The following is a 20,528-nucleotide window of genomic DNA, read 5'->3' on the forward strand; positions in this document are numbered from 1 at the left end:
TTTCAGATATAAGTTCGTTTAATGACATGGTTGATATTTTTAATTGATTTCACTTAAAATTCAAATATCATTATCAATATTTATGTGAAAAAATTAAATATACCACTTAAAATGAGTACCTTATGTAAGCAATCCACAAACTTCAACCACATGGGTCTCATAAAAAAGCTCAACAAGTGGGCCAATGCCCATACCTATCTTTTACTCGATTTAATCAGAGTTTTACTCGGTGTCGTTTTTTTTGTCAAAGGAATCGAGTTTATGTCCAATTATGAGGAAATGGAGCGGTTGGCAAAACCGTTCCAAGATGTTCCCGGAGGAATGATTTTTCTTCATTATCTAATTCCCGCACATTTTGTTGGCGGTATCTTGATTACCGTTGGTTTACTCACCAGATGGGCCGCCATTGCACAGTTGCCGATTTTGTTCGGTGCTATCCTCACCAACTTTATAGGGGTAATGAACACTAACTATCTAATGTTGGCCATTATTGTTTTGATAACTTCCTTATTCTTTATTGTATATGGCTCAGGTCGACATTCTGTCGACTATTACCTCAAAATGCAGCAGTAGCCTATAGATTATCCAGCTGATTACTTTTACCATCGGTACTTATCGTCCAGAAGAAACCTACGAAGAAAAAGCTGTCCGCTGGAGGGGTTATGGCCCTTCTATTATAAACCCCTCCCACATCTGGAGTATTGGCATACTGATAATTGCTCACGTTATTTAGGCTCAACAGATTGCTTACGGAGAAGTATAGGATTTTTTGTTGGTCGATAAGATAGGCCCAGTTAAAGCTCAAGTTATTGTACGATTTGGTTTTCTCTTGCATAAAACCAGGGTTGTTGGGATTGTGATAAGGCCTTCCCGAACCGTAAGAATATGACAACCCCACTTGCGAGCGCAACTTGTCCACCCAATATTTGGTTACGAGCGAAGCATTGTGCTTTGGTGCAAAGTTGGGAGTGGCCCGTTCAGGAAAATTTTGGTAGTCTCGCTCGGTATCCAAATAAGAATAGGAAAACCAGTAGTCCAGGTTTTCAATGCTCTTGCTATCTCTCCAAAATACATCAACACCTTGGGCATATCCGTCCCCTGAATTGCTATATGCGGAATCAAACTGTGGCATCTCAGAATCATATTTTACCAATTGGCCATACGCCTTATGGTAGACCTCTGTTCTAAATGTTTTTCCATTGTTTATGTATTGATAATTTAAGATGTAGTGAGAAGCTTTCTCCATGGACAGGCTTTCATCAAACTTGAGAACATCTGAAAGCGGTCTTTGGTAAAAATCACCGTAGGCTAAAGAAAACTGGCCGCTCTCTCCCGGTTTGTATGCCAGCGATAGTCTTGGGGACAGTTTAAACTCATCCAATAAGCTACTGTGTGCGCCTCTAACACCCAGTTTCATGGCAAACTTATTGCTCAAATAGATATCGGATTCAGCAAAACCGGCCCAAAGTCCGTCAGTATAATTATTGTCAAATTCATCAATATTTACATCGGTGTAAGTTTCATCATAATTGGTATGGAAATATTCCGTTCCAAAACTCAAATCGTATCGGTTGCTAAAGTTTTTACGGGCCTTTACCTTAAGGTGCGAAGAGGTTTCCTTATTGTCCACCTTGTCGTCTTCTATCCCAATTTTATTGGTGTCCCATGCAATGGAAGCGCCTGATGTTAGGCTCCAGTCATTCTCAAAATAGTACTTATAGGATGAATTAAAGTATAGGTTGTTATTTTTCAGGCCAAAGCGCACAAAGTCATCAAAATTGATGTCCTCCTGTTCAATATCTAAATTGGAATGGTTGAAACCCGTGTATAATTTGAACATGCTCTTTTCTCCTTTGCTCCTAAAAACGGCTTCACCGGAAATAGATTCATACGGACTTTTCCAACGGACGCCCTGAGTAGACGGAATCAAGGCTTCATAAGGTGCAAGGTTCATATAGGAGGTGTTGATGCTCAACGATTGGTCGCCCCAAATCTTGGTATGCCCGAGGCCACCACCAACGCTCATTATGGAGATTTCCGTTTGCTCTTGCAAGGGAACGTCCGTAGTATTTAGCAATAATACACTAGAAAGGGCCTGACCGTACTCAGCAGAATATCCTCCGGTACTGAAAGAAATACCTTTGAACAAGAAAGGGGAGAATCTACCTCGTGTTGGCATATTGTTCGCTGTGGCATTGAATGGTTGAAAAACCCGAAGTCCATCTATAAAGACCTGTGTTTCGCCCGCTGTGCCTCCCCTTACAAACAATCTACCATCTTCATTAACCGTGGTAGTTCCCGGGAGGGTCTGTAACGCGGCCACAAAATCACCAGTAGCGCCCGCAGTGGTCACAATATCGAGTGGTTTCAATACGGATGCCTTGGAATTGTTACCGGCTTCAAATGTACCGGCGGTCAAGGTAACTCCCGTTAATGAGTTAACGGATTCCATCAATTTTATGTGCAGATTTTGAAAATAGGACACATCACCGGCCTCATAATGAGGTTCATAAGATAACATGGAAACAATGAGTATTTGAGTACCCTCCTCCGTGGTCTCAAAACTAAAATTCCCGTCCTTGTCCGAGGAAGCTCCATCATAGGTGCCCTCCAGATAAATGTTGGCCCCTTCTATGGGGTTGTTTTTGGTATCGGTAATTTTTCCTGAAATGGTCTGCTGGCCAAAAACAGCTCCAGCACAAAATAATAAAATAACAAGTTTGATAAAGGTTTTCATGACTGATTGTTTAGATTGATGCCACAAAATTGCTTTCACTCAGGTTCTTAAACCAAAAGGAAGTGCTCAATTGTAGATTTTTACCTCCGAATTGATTTCACTCAGGTTCTTAAACCAAAAGGAAGTGCTCAATTGTAGATTTTTACCTCCGAATTGATTTCCTGATTATCGATTGCAGTTCACTCCAAAAAATCGACATTTCGGTAGGTTGAAATTTTTTAAGAGTCACTTCTTTTGAAACTTTGGAGTATACAAAACATCAAAAACAACCATTATGAAAACTGTAACACTAGCATTAAGTCTATTTTTAGTAAGCATCGTTGGCCTGGCACAAGAAAAAACCGGCGTGGACATTACCATCACTATCGATAATATCACTAACAACGAAGGCAAGGTACTCGCGGGGCTACACACCGAAGACACTTTTATGAAAGGACCCGGAGTACAAAATTTACAAAGTGAGATTAAAGAGGGGAAAGTCATTCTAACATTTGCCAACGTAGCACCGGGCAACTACGCCATTTTGGCCCTACACGATGCCAATGACAACAACCGAATGGATTATCAATCCAATGGAATGCCCAAAGAAAGCTATGGCATGTCCGGTAATGATATGACCATGGGACCACCTAGCTTCAATAGTGCCAAGTTTACCGTTGGCGAGGAAGATATGGCGTTTACCATTCGATTCTAACTCTAAAAACATCATCAATCAAAAGAAAGCCTGCCATTGCGCAGGCTTTTTATTTGCGTATAGTAATGGTACAGGATTACGCTTTTTCTATAGATTAACCTGATGGTTTTTCATACTTTTATCCTCTAAACTTATAATTGAATGACCATTACCCAACTTCAATATGTGCTGGCCGTTGCTGAACACAAGAACTTTACCCTGGCCGCGGAAAAGAGTTTTGTAACCCAACCTACATTGAGTATGCAGGTTCAAAAATTGGAGGACGAACTCGATGTTCTCATTTTTGATAGAAGCAAAAAACCTATAACCATCACAGAAGTTGGTAAAAAAATAGTTGCCCAAGCTAAAAACATTGTTGCTGAGGCAGAGCGCATCAAAGACATTGTAGATCAAGATAAGGGTTATATTGGTGGGGACTATACCTTGGGAATTATACCCACGGTAATGCCAACATTACTCCCAATGTTTTTGAATTCGTTCATTAGGAAATATCCAAAAGTAAACCTCATTATAAAGGAACAATCCACCCAAACCATGATCAAAAATATTATGGACGGACATTTGGATGCCGGAATCGCTGCAACACCGTTGGAAATTGAATTTATAAAAGAGCGCCCTTTATATTATGAGCCCTTTGTGGGATACGTTCCGAAAAATCATCGTTTGGCACCCCAAAATGAACTGACCACGAGTGATTTGGATGTAAACGACGTACTTTTATTACAAGATGGGCATTGTTTCCGTGAAGGGGTCATCAACCTATGCAAAGCCTCCAAAAACCTGCGTGGGGAACATTTTAAAATAGAGAGCGGAAGCTTTGAAACTTTGGTTAGCTTAGCGGACGAAGGTATGGGAATGACCTTATTGCCCTACTTGAACACTCTACACCTTGATAAAGACAAAGCTGCAAACCTTAAATCTTTCCAAACTCCTTCCCCTGCCCGGGAAATAAGCATGATATACCATAAAAGCGAACTAAAAATACAGATAACGGACGCATTAAGAGAAGTTATCTCCAGTATTGTTCGCGGAGCAATTGCTTTTCAGGACGTGAAGATCATCAGTCCGTTGTCCAAAAATTAAAAGAGCCGCTTTTCAGCGGCCCTTGGTAGTGTTTAAGTTTTTAATAATAACATTGTTGAATGTAATTCTGGTTTGTCCACAATATAAAATTGCAACCAGATTTTCAATTCCTCTACTTCACTGGGCAACAATCTAGAAATAGCTTTCTGAAGCTCCCTAGTGAAGAGTTTAGCATCAAAACTCACCTTTTGAAGGATTGTTTTGGTGTAATCTAACATAGCTCTAGGCATATCAATTTGATTAAATTGGGTAAAAAGGTTGTGTTCTAAATTACTAAAAAAGGAGGTTTAAAAAGCTAACTTGCAGTTAAAAATTGAATATCTTGTTGTTAAATTCCACCTAAAAATCATATGCTCGAAACATATAAAAACCAATTCAAACTACTGATTTTCAGATATTTCATCATTGCCACCTTATTGACCAGTTGCAGTTCAGTCAAAAAAACACTTAATTCAAAAATAGGGAACGACAAACTTCAAAATTCCTTCCATGGCTTGGTTGTCATCGATGCAAATAGTAGTAAAGAAATCTATAATTTGAATGGCGATAAATACTTTACCCCGGCCAGTAATACTAAGATTGTGACTTTTTACACGGGTCTTAATTTGCTTCCCAAACATATCCCGGCCCTAAAATATTTGGTTGCCAATGACACTGTATTTGTAGAAGGAACCGGCGACCCATCTTTGCTTCACCCCTATTTTATGGACAGTACGGCTATTAATTGGCTGAAAAACCAAAGAACTATTGCTCTTTACACCAAAAACCATGATGAGCAACGGTACGGGCCTGGTTGGGCCTGGGAAGATTATGACACCTATTTTTCGCCCGAAAAATCCGCGATGCCCCTTTATGGTAATGTTACTACGATTTCAAACAACGGTGATTTGGAGGTTTCCCCTGACTATTTTGAAAATCAAACTGTAGTGAAGGACACAACCATAAAAAGAATCGAGTTCAAAAACCAATTCTTTATTGCCCCAATGGAGCAGGACACTTTGGAAGTCCCTTATATGACCAGTGATAGTTTAACGAAGCAATTATTGGAAATAGCCACAGAAAAAGAGGTTTTCTTGACCCAACATTTCCCCAAGGGAGAAAAACAAATGTTGTATGGCATGGAGACGGATTCCATATACAAACGGATGCTATTGAAGAGCGATAACTTTTTGGCGGAGCAATTGTTACTTACTGCTTCGGGGATGATTTCCGATACCTTGAGCACCAAAAGGGCCATAGATTATATACTGGATAATCAACTGAAAGATTTGGAGCATCGCCCACGCTGGGTGGATGGTTCCGGACTATCACGCTATAATTTATTTACACCAAGGTCGTTTGTTCAGATACTTCAAAAACTATACAACCAAATTCCGGAAGAGCGCCTCTTTGCGCTATTTCCCATGTGGGGACCAAATAATACGGTGGAGCACTGGGAAGACCCAACCACGGAACCTTTTCTATTTGCTAAATCCGGTTCGGTGGGGAACAATTATAATTTGAGCGGTTATGTAAAGACGAAATCGGGCAAATTGCTCATTTTCAGTTTTATGAACAATCATTTTAGGTTACCCTCCAAAGAAATCAGGAAAACCATGTACGAAACTTTAAAAAGTCTATATGAAAACTACTGATCAAAAATACCTTGGATTTGAGCATATTGTAGCAGCATGATTGTTTTGGCATCCTTGATTTCTCCGGACTCCATCATACCAATAGCTTTTTTAAAATCAATTTCCAAAACCTCGATATTCTCTGTTTCGTCCTCGGCACCGCCGCCTTCACTGATTTTCATACCATCTTCATAAGCACCAATAAAAAAATAAAGGATTTCGGTAACGGAGCCTGGAGACATATACGCTTCAAATACTTTCTTCACCTTATCAATTTTATAACCGGTCTCCTCCTCTACCTCCATTTTTATGGTCTGTTCGGCATTTCCCTTTTCCAAAAGTCCCGCGCAGGCCTCAATCATCATTCCATCCTCGTTTCCGTTGACGAAAGTGGGCATACGAAACTGCTTGGTTAGCACTACTTTTCCCTTTTCAACATTATAGAGTAGAATCGCAGCACCGTTCCCGCGGTCGTAAGCTTCTCGTGATTGTTTTTCCCAAATGCCATCGTCCCGTAAATATTCAAAAGTGATTTTCTCAAGGGTATACCAATTGTCCGAAAGCAACTCTCGCTGCATGTTTCTGATTCTATCGTTCTTCAAAATGAATAAGTTTTTTCTAAATATAGTGCTAATCCATTTATATAGATGAATCACTTCTCCTTTTGACACCATCACAATAATGTCGATATTTATACTTTAGTAAAACCGACCAAACTCAATACCATGCGCAACCCATTATTGTTTCTATTCCTTTTTGCCATTTTGATTGGCTGTGAGAAAAACACCGAGAAAAAACTGCCCCGAATAGCCATTGCAGGCCTGGGGATTGAATCCAGTACGTTTTCTCCTGCCCTAACGCACGAAGAAGCGTTTCATCCTAAAATCGGGGACTCCATATTTAACCGCTACCCATTTATGGAAGCTGATTCTTCATTACGACAACGCGCCGAATGGGTTCCCACTTTAGTGGGAAAATCGTTGCCGGGAGGTACCGTTACCCGAGAAGCTTACGAATCGTTGGTTGAGAAAACTCTTTCCATGTTAGAAGAAAACTTGCCGTATGATGGTCTTTTCTTTGATATTCATGGTGCGATGAGTGTTGTAGGGTTGGACGACCCTGAAGGCGACCTCATTAAAAGAATCCGTGAAGTTGTGGGCACTGACGTTCTTATATCGACTTCTATGGACTTGCACGGCAATGTGTCCAAACGACTGGCGCAACACTCTGATTTGATTACCTGTTACCGCATGGCTCCTCATGAGGATGCCACAGAATCGCGTAAAAGAGCTGTGGAAAACTTGGTATCTCGATTGGAGAACGGCAAAGGCAAACCAAAATACAAAGCGTGGGTTCCCGTTCCCATCTTGTTACCTGGAGAAAAAACGAGTACTCGAGTGGAGCCCGGGAAAAGTCTGTACGACAAAGTACCGGAAGTAGAGCAAAAAGAAGGTGTTATCGATGCGGCCATTTGGATTGGCTACGCTTGGGCCGATGAGCCAAGAAACCACGCTGTGGTCATGGTAACGGGCGATGATAAGGAACAGGTAACCAAAGGTGCGGAAAAATTGGCCAATAGTTTTTGGGATGTCCGAGAGGAGTTTGAATTCGTGGCTCCAACAAAATCATATGAAGAAGCTTTGGAAACTGCCCTTGCCAGTGACAAAAAACCTTTTATGTTAAGCGATATGGGCGATAACCCCACCGCAGGTGGTGCCGGGGATGTTACTTGGACCTTGACGGAACTATTAAAACGAGAAGAGTTTCATAAAACCGATGGCAAATCATTAATCTATGCCTCCATTCCTGGGCCTAAATTGGTCGAGGAAGCCATAAAAGTTGGTGTTGGTGGAGAAGTGAGTGCCCCAGTTGGTGCTGAAATAGACGACAGGTATGCCCCACCATTACAATTGATTGGTGAAGTAACCGCCATAAAACAGGGTGATGTTCATGCCGAGACCGAGGTCGTGGTAAAAGTGGGCAATGCCCATGTGATTGTGACAAAAAAGAGGAAACCGTACCACAGAAAATCAGATTTCATCAATTTGGGACTTACACCAAGTGAAACAGATATCATCGTGGTGAAAATCGGTTATTTGGTTCCCGAACTTTACAACATGCGTGGCGACTGGATCATGATGTTGACCCCCGGCGGTGTAGATCAAGACTTAGAGCGTTTGGGGCACAAAAGAATCATTCGGCCTATGTTCCCTTATGATAAGGATATGGAACGCCCAGACCTATCGGCCCGTTTGATAGAAGCTTCGGACAAGCTGGACTAAACAGTAACTGCTTGGTTCAAATATTGACGAAAGGATAGCATTTCCTTGTAAACCTCAATGATTTTTTCCTTGAAATCATCTCGGAGCACATCCTTTTTGGTCAATTTATATTCCACGGCAAAGGTTTTATTACGCAATAATTCTATGTGTGGATGGTCATTGGAAAATCCTTTAGGGGATGACACCAGTTTTTCGTCTTCATACAGACCACCGAACATCTTTTTGAAAGAAGGTTTGTCCAGTATCTTTTGCAGTTCCTCTCCATTATAATCAATGGCATCCCGGATACTGCCAAGGGTTTTGGAGTCGGGTCGCCAGCGACCTCCGGCCAACAAGCAATTTTTCAAACCTATCTCTATATAAAAATCGGCGGAACTGGGTGCCTTGTCCAATCCTGCCCCAAAATGATCTTTATAAATGGGTTTGTTCGGGTGGAACATCAAATTATTGTTGATACGATTGATGCCCTTTTTACCGGGAGTTGGGTAATAATCATCATGGAGCTGGGCCATGGTGATGTCCAAATCATCCAACCAAGTGATGAAATCGTTGCGGAGGGATTTGTACCATTTTCGGTTCGCATCCATCCATTCCTTAGTATTGTTTTGTTGCAATTCTTCCAGAAAATGGAAAAGGTCGTTGAAATTCATAGACACAAAAGAAGTGATTTTTTCAGAAATCAGATATCGGAATTCAGACACCGTATTCCTAACTCCTAAAATTAAAACCTGTTATCGCCGTCGAGCAAATCACCAAGACCACCTAAGATGCTGCCTTCGCCCTTGTCCTTTCCACCACCACGAGGAGCAGCGGCCCACACACGGCTAGCCAACCTACTAAATGGCAAGGATTGGATATAAACGGTTCCTGGTCCGCGAAGCGTAGCAAAGAAAAGTCCTTCTCCACCGAACACCGAGTTTCGGATGCCCCCGATGAACTCAATATTATAATCCACGGTCTGGGAAAAACCGACAATACAACCGGTATCCACTTTTAATACCTCGCCAGGAGCCAATACCTTTTTGGCCATGGTGCCTCCGGCATGTACGAAGGCCATTCCATCGCCTTCCAACTTTTGCATGATAAAACCTTCGCCACCAAAAAAACCACGTCCCAAGCGTTTGGAGAATTCAATACCAACGGAAACACCTTTGGCAGCGCACAGGAATGCATCTTTCTGGCAGATGAACTTTCCTCCTTTTTCAGATAGGTCGATGGGAACTATTTTACCGGGATACGGTGAAGCAAAGCTTACCTGTTTTTTACCTTGACCAATATTCAGGAAAGCGGTCATGAAAAGGCTCTCTCCGGTTAACAAACGCTTGCCCGCGGAAAACAACTTGCCCAAAACCCCAGTATCTTGGTTGGAACCATCACCAAAGATGGTGTCCATTTTAATATCGGAGTCCATCATCATAAAACTGCCTGCTTCAGCAACAACAGCTTCTTGTGGGTCAAGTTCTATTTCCACATATTGCATTTCCTCGCCGTAAATCTGATAATCTATTTCGTGTGCGTTCATTCTGTATTGATGTTTTTTGATTTCTATCTATATGTTGGGGAATCGGGAGTTTTGTTACAATTTTTAATTACACATTTCCAATGCCCTTTTAATCTCCTTTTCTAAATTTTCTTCATTAATAGGTAATTCTAGTAAAATTGATTCATAATCAAAATTATATCCCCGATTAGGTCCTGTTGAACCTCCATTTTTTGTGGGACTAATTTCAATATGGTTTTTACTTCTAGAGATTGAAATCATTTTTGAATCTTGCATCTGCTTTTTAATTGACTTTCTTCCAGTAAGTTTGGTAATGACATCAAATACCTCTGAATTTTCATAGTTATCTACTCCCCATCTAGATTTTGCTAAATGCTCTGAAGTAATTCTTGCTAGTTCATTTTGCTTATAATTCTCCTTTTCAACTTTACTTATAATATCAGTATGAACTCCAGGACCATTCTTTAAAGTATAAATGGTGCTAACTAGAAAACAATCAGGATACTCAACCACATTTGCACGTTGACATTTAGGCAAACCCTTGATTTTAAACTTTATTTTGAGTTTAAGATTGCGAAAAAATTGATTAAACCTAATCTTATAAATAATTCTACGAGTTTTCCAATCCATTTATCTTGCAATTATCTCTTCACCTTAACCGTCCATTCGAAATGAAAAGTGGACACTTCTACCCCATCTTGGTTGACCCCTACGGCTTTCATCCAACAGGTTTGCCCTTCTCCTGTTTCCACGGTATTTTTTATCGCATCGGCAATCAGTTCCCCATCCTCGCAGGTGAAATTGATGCGTCCCGTAGCTTTTTTGGTAAAGGTGGCTTTATTGTTCGCTACTAACATGGACACTTTTTTGCCACTTTTTTGGATTTCGTTCATCACTAAAGCTCCTGTACTCAACTCGGCGGCCATCCCCTGAACGGCCCAAAACATCGATTTAAATGGATTCTGATTCATCCATTTATGTTTTACCGTGGTTATCGCTTTTTTCTCATCAATATATTTGAGCCGTACCCCGCACCACCATGCAGAAGGGAGTTTCATAAAAGTGAACATATTGATTTTACTGGGTGTGAGTGCCATATTTTTCATTTAAGTCTGCTTAAAAATAGGTAAAAAGATGACATTAATTATTGTTAATTTTTTGTTAAATCATAGTACTTTGTTTTGCATAGTACCATCTTTTGGATATATATTTGCATCGTAAGCTAATAGGTTTACCATTTTACAATCAAAAAACATCAATCAAAAAAATGGCAACTACAATCACCAAGCACGAACGAAATTTATCCGCGATCATCCACGCCTCCATGTTCTCGAAGTACTTTATTCCTTTCGGCAATTTTATACTTCCGTTGATCTTATGGACCGCAAACAAAAAAGAGCATGCATTTGTAGATTACAACGGCAAACAGGCTCTTAATTTTCAAATTAGTATGTTGCTTTATTCCATCGTGGCAGGTTTGGTCACTATCCCATTCTTTATTGGATTTTGGCCAGACTTGTTCGATTGGAACTTTTTGGGGTTCCATGGGTTGAGCGACCTTAACAATTTGAACATTCATATTGATAGCGACGATTTTAGGTTTGGAAGATTGCTCTGGCCAGTAGGTATCTCTGGATTTCTGCAAGTGGCATTGGCAGTGGTAAACATTGTTTTCTCCATTTTGGCCACCATTAGAACCAACGAGGGAGAATATTTCAAATATCCGTTCACCATTAAATTCATCAAGTAATGAAGAGCTTTAAATACATATTTGGAATTTTGACCTTATGCATGGTGGGCTCAGCACAAGCGCAGGAACCAGAAACATCGGAACTCTACCTATTATTGAAATCCAAGGACAGTTTGTTATTCGATGCGGCTTTTAATAAATGTGATGTGGATACCATGGAGTCGTTGTTCACAGAGGATTTTGAGTTCTATCATGACAAAGGTGGTTTTACAGAGGGAAGGGAAGCTTTTTTGAAACCGACCAGAGAAAACTGTGAAAAAAGAGACACTTCGGCACCACAGTATTCCAAAAGAATATTGATCGATGGTAGTTTGGAAGTGTATCCGCTCAAAAAAGATGGGGAAATCTATGGGGCCGTTCAACATGGTGTGCACAGGTTCGAATTTTTAAATGACAAGAACGAATACCAAAAAGGGGATGTTGCAAAATTCACCCATGTTTGGATGCTGATCGATGGATCATGGAAAATAAAAAGGGAATTGAGCTACAATCATCATTTAATGGAAAATGAAGCTTCAGCACAGGAAATTCCTGTATCGGACAATATATTGGACAAGTACGAAGGCAACTATAAATCGTTGCAAGCAGGTGAAGTTCAAATTAAAAAGGACAACGGAAAGTTACTGTTGATAACGGAAAAGATGCAGGCAACGCTTTATCCAAAAACAGAAAATACCTTCTTTATGAAGGAGAGAGCGGTTGAATTTAAATTTATAGCATCCGGTAATGGAAACATTGAAAAAATGCAGATTATAGAGAACAATGCCGTTGTGGACGAAGCACAACGAGAATAAAAATTATCATCAATCATAAATTAGGAGCCTAATCACCTCCGACATATTCATCATCAATCAAAGAAAAGGAGTTTAAACATCAATCAAAAAACGAAAAAACAATCATCAATCAAAGAACCGTTTCCACTCCCCTGTCCAATTCAGGGGACTGGAGTGGAAACGTAACCAAACAAAGTTTGGGAGAACAAAAAACGAACTGTTAATCAGATGCCGAACCCAGTTCAGCATAAATTTAGAACCATGAAATTATGAACATAGAAAACACAAAAGCACAAATGCGCAAGGGGGTTCTGGAGTACTGCATTTTGTCCATTCTTAGGGATGACGACAAGTATGCTTCAGAAATTCTGGAAGCCTTGAAAGACGCAAAGATGTTAGTAGTGGAAGGTACCATATATCCTTTGCTCACAAGGCTTAAGAACGCGGGATTGCTCAATTACCGTTGGGAAGAATCCACATCGGGACCTCCCCGCAAATATTACGCGCTCACCGAAACAGGCCAATTGTTCCTTAACGAACTCAACGGCACCTGGGACGAACTAAGAAATGCAGTCAATCTGGTAACCAACACAAAATAGAATCAAAAAATGAACAAGACAGTAAATATAAATCTAGCAAATACGCTCTTCCATATAGACGACGATGCGTATAACAAGCTGAGACGGTACCTGGAATCCATAAAACGCTCCTTTTCGGGTACCAAGGGAAGCGACGAGATCATTGCCGATATCGAGGCCCGTATCGCAGAGCTCTTTCTCGAAAAAATGGAGAACGAACGCCAAGTGATCACCCACAAGGAGGTAGATCAAGTAATCGATGTAATGGGACAACCCGAAGATTACATGGTGGACGAGGATATTTTTGAGGATGAACCCAAAAAGAGCCACACGGAACCCTCTGCGGGCAGGGCAAAAAAACTGTACAGGGACATCGACCACAAATATATTGGCGGTGTGTGCGCAGGTTTGGAACATTATTTGGGCATCGATGCCCTTTGGGTAAGGCTCATATTTATCCTATTGGCCGTATTTACCAGTGGTTTTGGACTCATTGCCTACATCCTACTTTGGATCTTGGTGCCCGAGGCCGCCACAACCTCCCAAAAATTGGATATGCGGGGGGAGCCCGTCAACATCAGCAATATAGAACGCAAAGTTAAAGAGGGGTTTGATGATGTTGCCGACAAAGTAAAAAGTGTTGACTACGAAAAAGTGGGCAACAAGGTCAAAAGCGGCTCCAAGACCTTTTTTGATACCATTGGGGACATTATCTTGTTCCTGTTCAAGGTATTCGGTAAGTTCATAGGCATTTTGTTGATCATTATCGGGGCATCTACCCTGGTAGGGTTGTTTTTCGGACTGTTTACCGTAGGCATGTTCGATGCCGTACATGTACCCGGCATAGATTTTTATGAAATCGTGAACACTTCGGGAGCTCCTGTATGGGTAGTATCCATCTTGTTGTTCTTTGCCATTGGAATTCCGTTCTTCTTCCTACTCTATTTAGGATTGAAGATATTGGTGAACAACTTAAAATCGATCGGGAACATTGCCAAATTCTCCTTGTTGGGCCTTTGGTTGATCTCCGTAGGACTGTTGATTGTCTTTGGCATACGGCAGGCCGCTGAATTCTCGTATACGGGAAGCGTAAACGACAGGACAGAACTCGCATTGGAAATTCCTTCCGATACCTTGGTCATCACAATGAAAGATGGTCATATGGATTACAACCGAGATGATATTCATTTTGGTAGAATGACCTTTGGTTATGACGAAAACGACAACCGTATCTTAATATCTGACGAAGTTGAAATCAAAATAAGAAAATCAGATACCGATTCCATTAGGGTAAATATCAGGAAAGATGCGGATGGAAACTCAACACCGGCCGCCAGAGACCGTGCCAGAAACATCGAGTACGCTTACACGGTTGACGGCAATGAAATTGTGTTGGACAAATATTTGACCACGGAAACATCGAACAAGGCCAGGAATCAAGAGGTAACTGTAACAATTTATGTACCAGAGGACAAGACGGTATATTTTGATGATTCCACAAGCAGATACATTGGCCGGGGAATTGATAATGACCAAGGTTTTTACAGAAGTGGCATGGCAGGTCAGCACTGGTTGATGGATGGCGATGGGGAATTGCAGTGTTTGGATTGCCCTGAAGATAACGATGATAACTCTGATGGAAATGGCAAAATCATCATCAATGAAAATGGTATTGATATCAACATTGAGGATGCCGAAGATTCCGTTCAGTTAAAAATCGATGAAAACGGGGTAAATGTTAAAGCCAAAGAAAAAAGTAACAATTGAGTCACTTAATTCGTCAATTCAGTAGATCATTATTTAAAACGCATACATAAAAACGGACATTTACACTGAAATTATTTCAGAAGACATTAATCATTTTCAAAATCAATCAATACTAAAACAACAATCATGACAACACTAGCAAGATTAGCGATCGCCGCACTCCTATCCCTCTTTGCATCCTCATGCATGATGGATATGAACTTCGGCAACGGAAAAACAGGTAACGGCGAAGTCGTAGAAGAGAGCCGCGATGTAAAAGAGGATTTCGACATCGTATCCGCATCAGAAGGAATCGATGTATTCGTGACCCAAGGCTCTGACTTTCACATTACCGTCGAAGCCGACGAGAACATCATCGACCTAATAGGTACCGACATTAAAGATGGTAGATTAAAAATCCATGCTATTGAAAATATCGGACGTGCGACCAAAAATGTATATGTGACCCTACCGGAAATTACTGCTTTGGAAAGCTCCAGTGGCGCCGACCTTATCGCTCAGAACGTAATCAAGGCCCAAAACATTGAGCTGGATGCCAGCAGCGGTGCCGATTTACATGTTGAGATTATGGCCGGCGAAGTTTCCGCCGATGCCAGTAGCGGTGCCGATATTAGAGTATCAGGTCAGGCAGATGCCCTTTTTGCGGATGCAAGTAGCGGTTCTGATATTAAAGCGCAAGATCTAATTGTAAAAAGATGTAACGCTGATGCCAGTAGCGGAGCCGATATTTCCGTGAATGTTTCGGAATCCTTAGTGGCCGATGCCAGCAGTGGAGCGGATATCAAGTACACTGGTGATGCCAGCGTTCAGACCAAAAAATCCGTTTCGGGCAGTGTAAGGAAATATTAATCCAATTCCCTTTACATATGCAAAGGCCCATTGATTTTTCAGTGGGCCTTTGTTTTTATAATGTTTGTGTGAAACCCTATCTTAGCATGATTACAATACCAAAAAACTATGCAGATAAAGCTCAAAAAATATATCCTTCAACTAGCACATACCTTTACCATTTCCAGAGAGTCCCGGGACGAGCAAGACACCTTGATCGTTTGTCTTTCTCTAGATGGAAAAACGGGTTTTGGGGAAGCCACTTCCAATCCGTATTATAAAATTACCATTGAAGGGATGATGGCCGAAATAGAAGCGGTCCAAGATCAAATTGAAAATTATGAATTTGACTCTCCCGAAAACTTTTACGAGTTTTTGGAGTCACTCGACCTTCATAAATTTACGCTTTGTGCCTTGGATTTGGCCGCGAACGATCTTTATGGCAAGCTAAAGGGCAAACCGCTCTACGAAATCTGGGGAACTTCCAACGAGAAGTATCCAATGACCAACTATACCATCGGAATAGACACCATCGATAAAATGGTGGCCAAACTCCAAGAGAAACCATGGCCGTTGTATAAAATTAAGTTGGGAACTTCGGATGATGTTGCCATAGTTCGCGAATTGCGCAAACACACCGATAGCATTTTCAGGATAGATGCCAACACCGCATGGAGCGCAGAGGAAACCATTAAGAATGCGCCGTTATTGAAGGAACTTGGCGTAGAGTTTTTGGAACAGCCACTCAAGGCCAATGATTGGGAAGGAATGTCCTTGGTGAAGGAGCAATCCGTTCTTCCGGTCATCGCCGACGAAAGTTGTATTATAGAGAGCGATGTGGAACAATGCGGAGGTTATTTTCACGGTATTAACATTAAATTGACCAAATGCGGGGGGCTCACCCCTGCCCTTCGCATGATCAAAAAAGGGCGAGAGCTTGGGTTACAACTTATGGTGGGCTGCATGACAGAGTCTACAGTAGGCATTTCTGCCATTGCACAACTATTGCCACAGTTGGATTATGTGGATATGGATGGTGCCATGCTCCTAAAAGGTGATATCGCCAAAGGTGTTGAAATTTTAGAAGGTGGAAAAGTGGTGTTCCCCAAGTTACCCGGTAGCGGCATAGAATTGCTCTAATGGCCTATCCCATTCAAAGCATACCTGATAGACAAATCCTAGTGAACGGAAAACTCCATTTATATTTTGGGGGTACCTCCTATTTAGGTTTGCAAAACTATGAACCGTTCAAAACATTGTATTTAAAAAATGTATCCAAATACGGACTGCATTATGGGGCTTCCAGAAAATCGAATGTACAATTGGACATTTACGAAGAAGCTGAAAATCACTTAGCGAACTGGGTTGGCAGTGAACGTTGTTTGACCATGTCCAGCGGCTATTTGGGAGCGCAATTGGTCGTACACAAGCTATTGGGCCAGGGCCATCCCGTATTTGCGGCTCCCAATGCCCACACCGCACTATTAATAAATGGTGTGGAACAAGCCAGGGACTTTGAACAGCTTTTAAACGCTGTGTCAACGGCAACAGATTCCGAGAAATTGCCTGTAGTTCTTTTTGACACCATAGATTTTTCCGGTAAACAATTTCCTAATTTTCAGGATTTGCAAAAACTGCCTTTGGAAAAGGTAATTCTAGTGGGCGATGATTCACATGGTATTGGCATTATTGGAAATCATGGGAATGGTTGTTATCAAACCCTAAAGAAATTGAAGCCGGCGAATCTTTTTGTATGCTGTTCCTTAGGAAAAGCGCTTGGCATACAGGCAGGAGCAGTGTTTGGTGATAAAGTCGCGATTGAAAACCTCATAAACACTCCTTTTTATGGAGGGGCAAGTCCTGCATCACCAGCATTTATGGCAACGCTGTTGGGGGCCGAACAAATATATTCCGAACGCTTGCAAATACTTGAGGAAAACCACAGGTATTTTATAAGTTTACTGAAAAACCCTTCTTTTTTCTCGCATATGGAGGGACATCCTACTTTTGAGTTTCAGAATATCGGAATGGCAACAGCCTTGAACAAAGATGGGTTTGTTTTTACCAACTTCAATTATCCTGATGAAAATGGGCCTTTGGTAAGTCGTATTGTGCTTAGCGCCTATCATAACAAAAACGACATTGAAAAATTGATTAGAAGTGTTAATGAGCATGTTAGTTGAGAAGCATTTCTCTTTTATTGATTAATTTGCGAATACCAACACATTTTAAATACTAACTCACAGAATGAAATTTACCCACTCCCTAAAAACTGGAATGCTACACCTAGCATTGACAAGCCTTCTTTGTATATCATGTCAACAAGAGAAAGCCGAAGAAGCAAATAAAGTTGATTCAATTATAAACTCGGTGAAAGAAACCTATGCACCAGACAAGCGCGTAGCTCTTTTTGATATTCAATCTGAGAAGAATTCTTCTGGTTATGTTATAAAGGGCAAAACCAACCTTCCAGAAGCCTTGAGTGCTTTTAAAAAAGAGTTGGATTCCCAAAAAATAGCATACACGGACAGTATTGAGGTATTGCCCTCACAAAAGTTAGAGGGAATGATTTACGGGGTAATCAATAATTCCGTTGCCAACCTGAGGTCAAAACCTGCCCATTCTGCCGAATTGGTCACACAGGGTACCTTGGGAATGCCCCTTAACGTATATCAAAAAGAGAGAAGCTGGTACCTTATACAAACTCCAGACAACTATCTTGGATGGGTAGATGGTGGCGGTATTGAATTGATGAACAAGGAGGACTTTGATGCCTGGCAAGCAACTGACAAGGCAATTTATACGAATACTTATGGGAAGTCTTACACCTCAGCTGATGTTGGTTCTGAAGTCGTTTCCGATGTAGTGGCTGGCAATATTTTCAGTTTGATTACCGACAGCGGCAATTTTTATCAAATAAAATATCCGGATGGACGGGAAGCATATCTGCCAAAAGAGGAAGCTAACACTTTTAACGAATGGAAATCCGGCTTGGCATTTACGAAGGAAAGTTTGGTCGAGACCTCCAAAACAATGCTCGGTGTACCCTATTTATGGGGAGGTACTTCCACCAAAGGTGTGGATTGTAGTGGTTTTACCAAAACTGTTTATTTAATGAACGGAATGATCATCCCCCGAGATGCTTCACAACAGATTCATGAAGGAACTTTGGTTGACGATTCAAAAGATTTTGACAAACTGATTGCCGGAGACCTTTTGTTCTTTGGACGCAAAGCCACTGATTCCACTTCGGAACGCGTAATCCATGTGGGAATGTGGATTGGGGACAATAAGTTTATCCACTCGGCAGGAAATGTTCATATAAGCACTATGGACCAAGATTCTGATAATTTTGATGAGTACAATTATAATCGTTACCTGCGCACCAAGCGGATTTTAAATGAAACAGGTGAAGGGCTATTGTACCTGACCAAAGAGGATGTTTTTTAACACAGTGTCAACCTATAAATATAAAGACCATCCGATCGGATGGCCTTTAATTTTCACGATAAATGTGTTAATTTATTGATCCCACCAAAGTGATTCGTGAATACTATCGTCCCCTCCAAATTGGCGTTGGACCGCATCATTATAATTGGTTTCATTATTAAAGCCTTCGTTATCCGGATAACTTAGTCTTAAAGGTACTTCAACACCATTTGGGGAAACCATTATATCGGGATAGCCTGTTCTTCTCCATTCGGACCAAGCTTCATACCCGAACATAAACAAATGTACCCAACGTTGAGTGGAAATCTGTTCTATGGCCATCGAAGCATCATAAGTAACCCCTGGTTGTGCCAAAAATTCGGCTGCACCATCCGTACTTCCTGTCCATTGCAATATGGATTGTTCCACTGCCATCTCATAGTAGGAAGCGGCATCACCTGCTATCCAACTTCTTTCAGGAGTAGCGGCTTCGGCCAGTGCAAAAAGGATTTGGGCATAGGTAAGTAATTGAACAGGAGCGTCCTGCGCATAAATAGCATCTCCCAACAACGAATATTCTTCTGTTCCAATATTCTCTTCTTCGCCGAACAGTAGTCCAATATATTCCCCGGAGCTTCTCGTCAGATTTCCATAAACAGGAAGTCTGGGATCGTCAACGGGCTGCATTTCTGCAACCAGATTTTCCGTGAGGGCCCACCATTCCCTATTTTGGTTTACAATTTGTCCGAACCAATAATTTTGGTTGTTGGCTTCTGCCAAATGCTGGAACACAAGATTATCGTCATTTGATTCCAACACGCCATCTTCCATAGCATCATTGAACTCCGCTTCAGCAACGGCGGGTGCAACTTCCGAAAGACGGAGAGCCATAAGCATTCTAATGGAGTTAGCCAGTTTTCTCCATTTTCCCATGTCTCCATTATAAATAATGTCGTTGGCTATGTTACCGCTTTCAATTAGATCCACAGCTTCCTTTAGTTCTGCAAACAAATCTTCATAAATGGATTCCTGTGAGTCATACACTGGGGTGAAATTATCGACTCCCTGTAATGCTTCGTTGTAGGGAACATCTCCCCATCGGTCGGTTATATTCCAAAAATAATAAGCTTTTAGAATCTTGGCTACCGCAATTTGATTGTTTATGGGCCCATCGTTTCCATTGAGTTCCTCGGAATTCAAAACCGCTTCCAAATCTGCCAACGGACCATAATACCATCCATAAAAACTGGTACTCTGTTCAGGATAGAGCGATGCACCCACATACTGGGTCTCCGCTAAGTATTGGGCCATAAATTCTCCTTGTGGGGATGAGCTCAAACCTGGCAAAGAAAGTTGCGCCTGAGCAATAAGCTGCGTTCCCGATGCTTGATTAGGTAGGTTGGGATTCTGGTTGATATCTTCGTCAAAATCGCTGCAACTTACCCCTAAAAAAGCTGACAAAACTATTATATATATCTTCTTCATCTTATATC

21 protein-coding genes are annotated in these 20,528 nt (G+C 41.3%); 13 read left to right on the top strand and 8 right to left on the bottom strand.

Translation table 11 applies throughout. The features are described from left to right. The first annotated feature begins 150 nt into the window (after nt 1-150). A complete protein-coding gene (locus GUA46_RS09840) occupies nt 151-573 on the top strand; it encodes a DoxX family protein (protein WP_108244718.1) in 423 nt (140 codons plus the stop codon). Between the two features lies 1 nt (nt 574). Here the strand turns inward: GUA46_RS09840 and GUA46_RS09845 are convergent, their stop codons facing one another. Then, on the bottom strand, nt 575-2,737 hold the full coding sequence (locus GUA46_RS09845; RefSeq protein WP_176620343.1) for a TonB-dependent receptor: 2,163 nt from the start codon (nt 2,735-2,737) through the stop codon (nt 575-577). A gap of 274 nt (nt 2,738-3,011) precedes the next feature. On the opposite strand from GUA46_RS09845, the gene GUA46_RS09850 reads away from it, so the two are divergent. Together GUA46_RS09850 and GUA46_RS09855 are read left to right on the top strand one after the other, a co-directional pair. After that, complete coding sequence (locus GUA46_RS09850; RefSeq protein ID WP_176620344.1) at nt 3,012-3,431, top strand: DUF2141 domain-containing protein; 420 nt, start codon at nt 3,012-3,014, stop codon at nt 3,429-3,431. A 141-nt stretch (nt 3,432-3,572) separates the two neighbouring features. Then, entirely contained in the window at nt 3,573-4,514 is a 942-nt protein-coding gene (locus tag GUA46_RS09855; RefSeq protein ID WP_176620345.1) for a LysR substrate-binding domain-containing protein, read from the top strand. Between the two features lie 32 nt (nt 4,515-4,546). Here the strand turns inward: GUA46_RS09855 and GUA46_RS09860 are convergent, their stop codons facing one another. Beyond that, nucleotides 4,547-4,744 carry a hypothetical protein gene (locus GUA46_RS09860; RefSeq protein ID WP_176620346.1) on the bottom strand — a complete coding sequence of 66 codons (198 nt, stop codon included), beginning with the start codon at nt 4,742-4,744 and terminating at the stop codon, nt 4,547-4,549. Nucleotides 4,745-4,864: 120 nt separating this feature from the next. On the opposite strand from GUA46_RS09860, the gene GUA46_RS09865 reads away from it, so the two are divergent. Further along, the gene (locus GUA46_RS09865) at nt 4,865-6,148 is read left to right on the top strand and encodes a D-alanyl-D-alanine carboxypeptidase (RefSeq protein ID WP_176620347.1); all 1,284 of its coding nucleotides are present in this window, start codon (nt 4,865-4,867) and stop codon (nt 6,146-6,148) included. Here the strand turns inward: GUA46_RS09865 and GUA46_RS09870 are convergent. Continuing rightward, complete coding sequence (locus GUA46_RS09870; RefSeq protein WP_218109550.1) at nt 6,142-6,705, bottom strand: NUDIX domain-containing protein; 564 nt, start codon at nt 6,703-6,705, stop codon at nt 6,142-6,144. The genes GUA46_RS09865 and GUA46_RS09870 overlap by 7 nt on opposite strands. A gap of 147 nt (nt 6,706-6,852) precedes the next feature. On the opposite strand from GUA46_RS09870, the gene GUA46_RS09875 reads away from it, so the two are divergent. Then, nucleotides 6,853-8,409, top strand: a complete 1,557-nt coding sequence (locus GUA46_RS09875; protein ID WP_176620349.1) for a M81 family metallopeptidase — start codon at nt 6,853-6,855, stop codon at nt 8,407-8,409. Here the strand turns inward: GUA46_RS09875 and GUA46_RS09880 are convergent. The 4 genes from GUA46_RS09880 to GUA46_RS09895 all read right to left on the bottom strand — a co-directional run bounded on the left by GUA46_RS09880 (nt 8,406) and on the right by GUA46_RS09895 (nt 11,007). Next, complete coding sequence (locus tag GUA46_RS09880) at nt 8,406-9,059, bottom strand: DUF2461 domain-containing protein (protein WP_176620738.1); 654 nt, start codon at nt 9,057-9,059, stop codon at nt 8,406-8,408. The genes GUA46_RS09875 and GUA46_RS09880 overlap by 4 nt on opposite strands. Before the next feature lie 71 nt (nt 9,060-9,130). Continuing rightward, entirely contained in the window at nt 9,131-9,931 is an 801-nt protein-coding gene (locus GUA46_RS09885; protein ID WP_108244552.1) for a TIGR00266 family protein, read from the bottom strand. 63 nt (nt 9,932-9,994) lie between these two features. Beyond that, the gene (locus tag GUA46_RS09890) at nt 9,995-10,540 is read right to left on the bottom strand and encodes a hypothetical protein (RefSeq protein WP_176620350.1); all 546 of its coding nucleotides are present in this window, start codon (nt 10,538-10,540) and stop codon (nt 9,995-9,997) included. An 11-nt stretch (nt 10,541-10,551) separates the two neighbouring features. Then, the gene (locus GUA46_RS09895) at nt 10,552-11,007 is read right to left on the bottom strand and encodes a DUF4442 domain-containing protein (protein ID WP_176620351.1); all 456 of its coding nucleotides are present in this window, start codon (nt 11,005-11,007) and stop codon (nt 10,552-10,554) included. A gap of 170 nt (nt 11,008-11,177) precedes the next feature. Between GUA46_RS09895 and GUA46_RS09900 the strand changes: the two genes are divergently transcribed. From GUA46_RS09900 to GUA46_RS09935, 8 genes are all read left to right on the top strand, one after another. Then, nucleotides 11,178-11,660, top strand: a complete 483-nt coding sequence (locus GUA46_RS09900; protein WP_176620352.1) for a DUF4870 domain-containing protein — start codon at nt 11,178-11,180, stop codon at nt 11,658-11,660. Beyond that, nucleotides 11,660-12,454, top strand: a complete 795-nt coding sequence (locus GUA46_RS09905; RefSeq protein ID WP_176620353.1) for a YybH family protein — start codon at nt 11,660-11,662, stop codon at nt 12,452-12,454. Before GUA46_RS09900 ends, GUA46_RS09905 begins: the two co-directional genes overlap by 1 nt. Before the next feature lie 248 nt (nt 12,455-12,702). Continuing rightward, nucleotides 12,703-13,032: a PadR family transcriptional regulator gene (locus GUA46_RS09910; RefSeq protein WP_176620354.1), complete on the top strand. Its 330-nt coding sequence runs from the start codon at nt 12,703-12,705 to the stop codon at nt 13,030-13,032. A gap of 9 nt (nt 13,033-13,041) precedes the next feature. Further along, nucleotides 13,042-14,778, top strand: a complete 1,737-nt coding sequence (locus GUA46_RS09915; RefSeq protein WP_176620355.1) for a PspC domain-containing protein — start codon at nt 13,042-13,044, stop codon at nt 14,776-14,778. A 126-nt stretch (nt 14,779-14,904) separates the two neighbouring features. Continuing rightward, on the top strand, nt 14,905-15,627 hold the full coding sequence (locus GUA46_RS09920) for a head GIN domain-containing protein (RefSeq protein WP_176620356.1): 723 nt from the start codon (nt 14,905-14,907) through the stop codon (nt 15,625-15,627). Between the two features lie 108 nt (nt 15,628-15,735). Beyond that, nucleotides 15,736-16,746 carry a dipeptide epimerase gene (locus tag GUA46_RS09925; protein ID WP_176620357.1) on the top strand — a complete coding sequence of 337 codons (1,011 nt, stop codon included), beginning with the start codon at nt 15,736-15,738 and terminating at the stop codon, nt 16,744-16,746. Continuing rightward, nucleotides 16,746-17,789 (top strand): aminotransferase class I/II-fold pyridoxal phosphate-dependent enzyme, encoded by a 1,044-nt coding sequence (locus tag GUA46_RS09930; RefSeq protein WP_176620358.1) that lies wholly within the window; start codon nt 16,746-16,748, stop codon nt 17,787-17,789. Before GUA46_RS09925 ends, GUA46_RS09930 begins: the two co-directional genes overlap by 1 nt. Nucleotides 17,790-17,853: 64 nt before the next feature. Then, complete coding sequence (locus tag GUA46_RS09935) at nt 17,854-19,056, top strand: C40 family peptidase (RefSeq protein ID WP_176620359.1); 1,203 nt, start codon at nt 17,854-17,856, stop codon at nt 19,054-19,056. Nucleotides 19,057-19,128: 72 nt separating this feature from the next. On the opposite strand, the gene GUA46_RS09940 is transcribed toward GUA46_RS09935, so the two are convergent. Beyond that, complete coding sequence (locus GUA46_RS09940; protein WP_176620360.1) at nt 19,129-20,520, bottom strand: SusD/RagB family nutrient-binding outer membrane lipoprotein; 1,392 nt, start codon at nt 20,518-20,520, stop codon at nt 19,129-19,131. Nucleotides 20,521-20,528 lie beyond the last annotated feature (8 nt).

The sequence above is a fragment of the Flagellimonas chongwuensis genome (assembly GCF_013376415.1).
In the GTDB taxonomy this organism is placed as follows: Bacteria; Bacteroidota; Bacteroidia; order Flavobacteriales; family Flavobacteriaceae; genus Flagellimonas; species Flagellimonas chongwuensis.

Excerpts from the sequence above, each read along its gene's own strand:
- GUA46_RS09890 (WP_176620350.1), bottom strand. The coding sequence starts at position 10,540 with ATGGATTGGAAAACTCGTAGAATTATTTATAAGATTAGGTTTAATCAA.
- GUA46_RS09840 (WP_108244718.1), top strand. The coding sequence starts at position 151 with ATGGGTCTCATAAAAAAGCTCAACAAGTGGGCCAATGCCCATACCTAT.
- GUA46_RS09935 (WP_176620359.1), top strand. The coding sequence starts at position 17,854 with ATGAAATTTACCCACTCCCTAAAAACTGGAATGCTACACCTAGCATTG.
- GUA46_RS09885 (WP_108244552.1), bottom strand. The coding sequence starts at position 9,931 with ATGAACGCACACGAAATAGATTATCAGATTTACGGCGAGGAAATGCAA.
- GUA46_RS09915 (WP_176620355.1), top strand. The coding sequence starts at position 13,042 with ATGAACAAGACAGTAAATATAAATCTAGCAAATACGCTCTTCCATATA.
- GUA46_RS09900 (WP_176620352.1), top strand. The coding sequence starts at position 11,178 with ATGGCAACTACAATCACCAAGCACGAACGAAATTTATCCGCGATCATC.
- GUA46_RS09925 (WP_176620357.1), top strand. The coding sequence starts at position 15,736 with ATGCAGATAAAGCTCAAAAAATATATCCTTCAACTAGCACATACCTTT.
- GUA46_RS09865 (WP_176620347.1), top strand. The coding sequence starts at position 4,865 with ATGCTCGAAACATATAAAAACCAATTCAAACTACTGATTTTCAGATAT.
- GUA46_RS09875 (WP_176620349.1), top strand. The coding sequence starts at position 6,853 with ATGCGCAACCCATTATTGTTTCTATTCCTTTTTGCCATTTTGATTGGC.
- GUA46_RS09845 (WP_176620343.1), bottom strand. The coding sequence starts at position 2,737 with ATGAAAACCTTTATCAAACTTGTTATTTTATTATTTTGTGCTGGAGCT.
- GUA46_RS09940 (WP_176620360.1), bottom strand. The coding sequence starts at position 20,520 with ATGAAGAAGATATATATAATAGTTTTGTCAGCTTTTTTAGGGGTAAGT.
- GUA46_RS09905 (WP_176620353.1), top strand. The coding sequence starts at position 11,660 with ATGAAGAGCTTTAAATACATATTTGGAATTTTGACCTTATGCATGGTG.
- GUA46_RS09930 (WP_176620358.1), top strand. The coding sequence starts at position 16,746 with ATGGCCTATCCCATTCAAAGCATACCTGATAGACAAATCCTAGTGAAC.
- GUA46_RS09855 (WP_176620345.1), top strand. The coding sequence starts at position 3,573 with ATGACCATTACCCAACTTCAATATGTGCTGGCCGTTGCTGAACACAAG.
- GUA46_RS09850 (WP_176620344.1), top strand. The coding sequence starts at position 3,012 with ATGAAAACTGTAACACTAGCATTAAGTCTATTTTTAGTAAGCATCGTT.
- GUA46_RS09895 (WP_176620351.1), bottom strand. The coding sequence starts at position 11,007 with ATGGCACTCACACCCAGTAAAATCAATATGTTCACTTTTATGAAACTC.
- GUA46_RS09860 (WP_176620346.1), bottom strand. The coding sequence starts at position 4,744 with ATGCCTAGAGCTATGTTAGATTACACCAAAACAATCCTTCAAAAGGTG.
- GUA46_RS09920 (WP_176620356.1), top strand. The coding sequence starts at position 14,905 with ATGACAACACTAGCAAGATTAGCGATCGCCGCACTCCTATCCCTCTTT.
- GUA46_RS09880 (WP_176620738.1), bottom strand. The coding sequence starts at position 9,059 with ATGAATTTCAACGACCTTTTCCATTTTCTGGAAGAATTGCAACAAAAC.
- GUA46_RS09870 (WP_218109550.1), bottom strand. The coding sequence starts at position 6,705 with ATGCAGCGAGAGTTGCTTTCGGACAATTGGTATACCCTTGAGAAAATC.
- GUA46_RS09910 (WP_176620354.1), top strand. The coding sequence starts at position 12,703 with ATGAACATAGAAAACACAAAAGCACAAATGCGCAAGGGGGTTCTGGAG.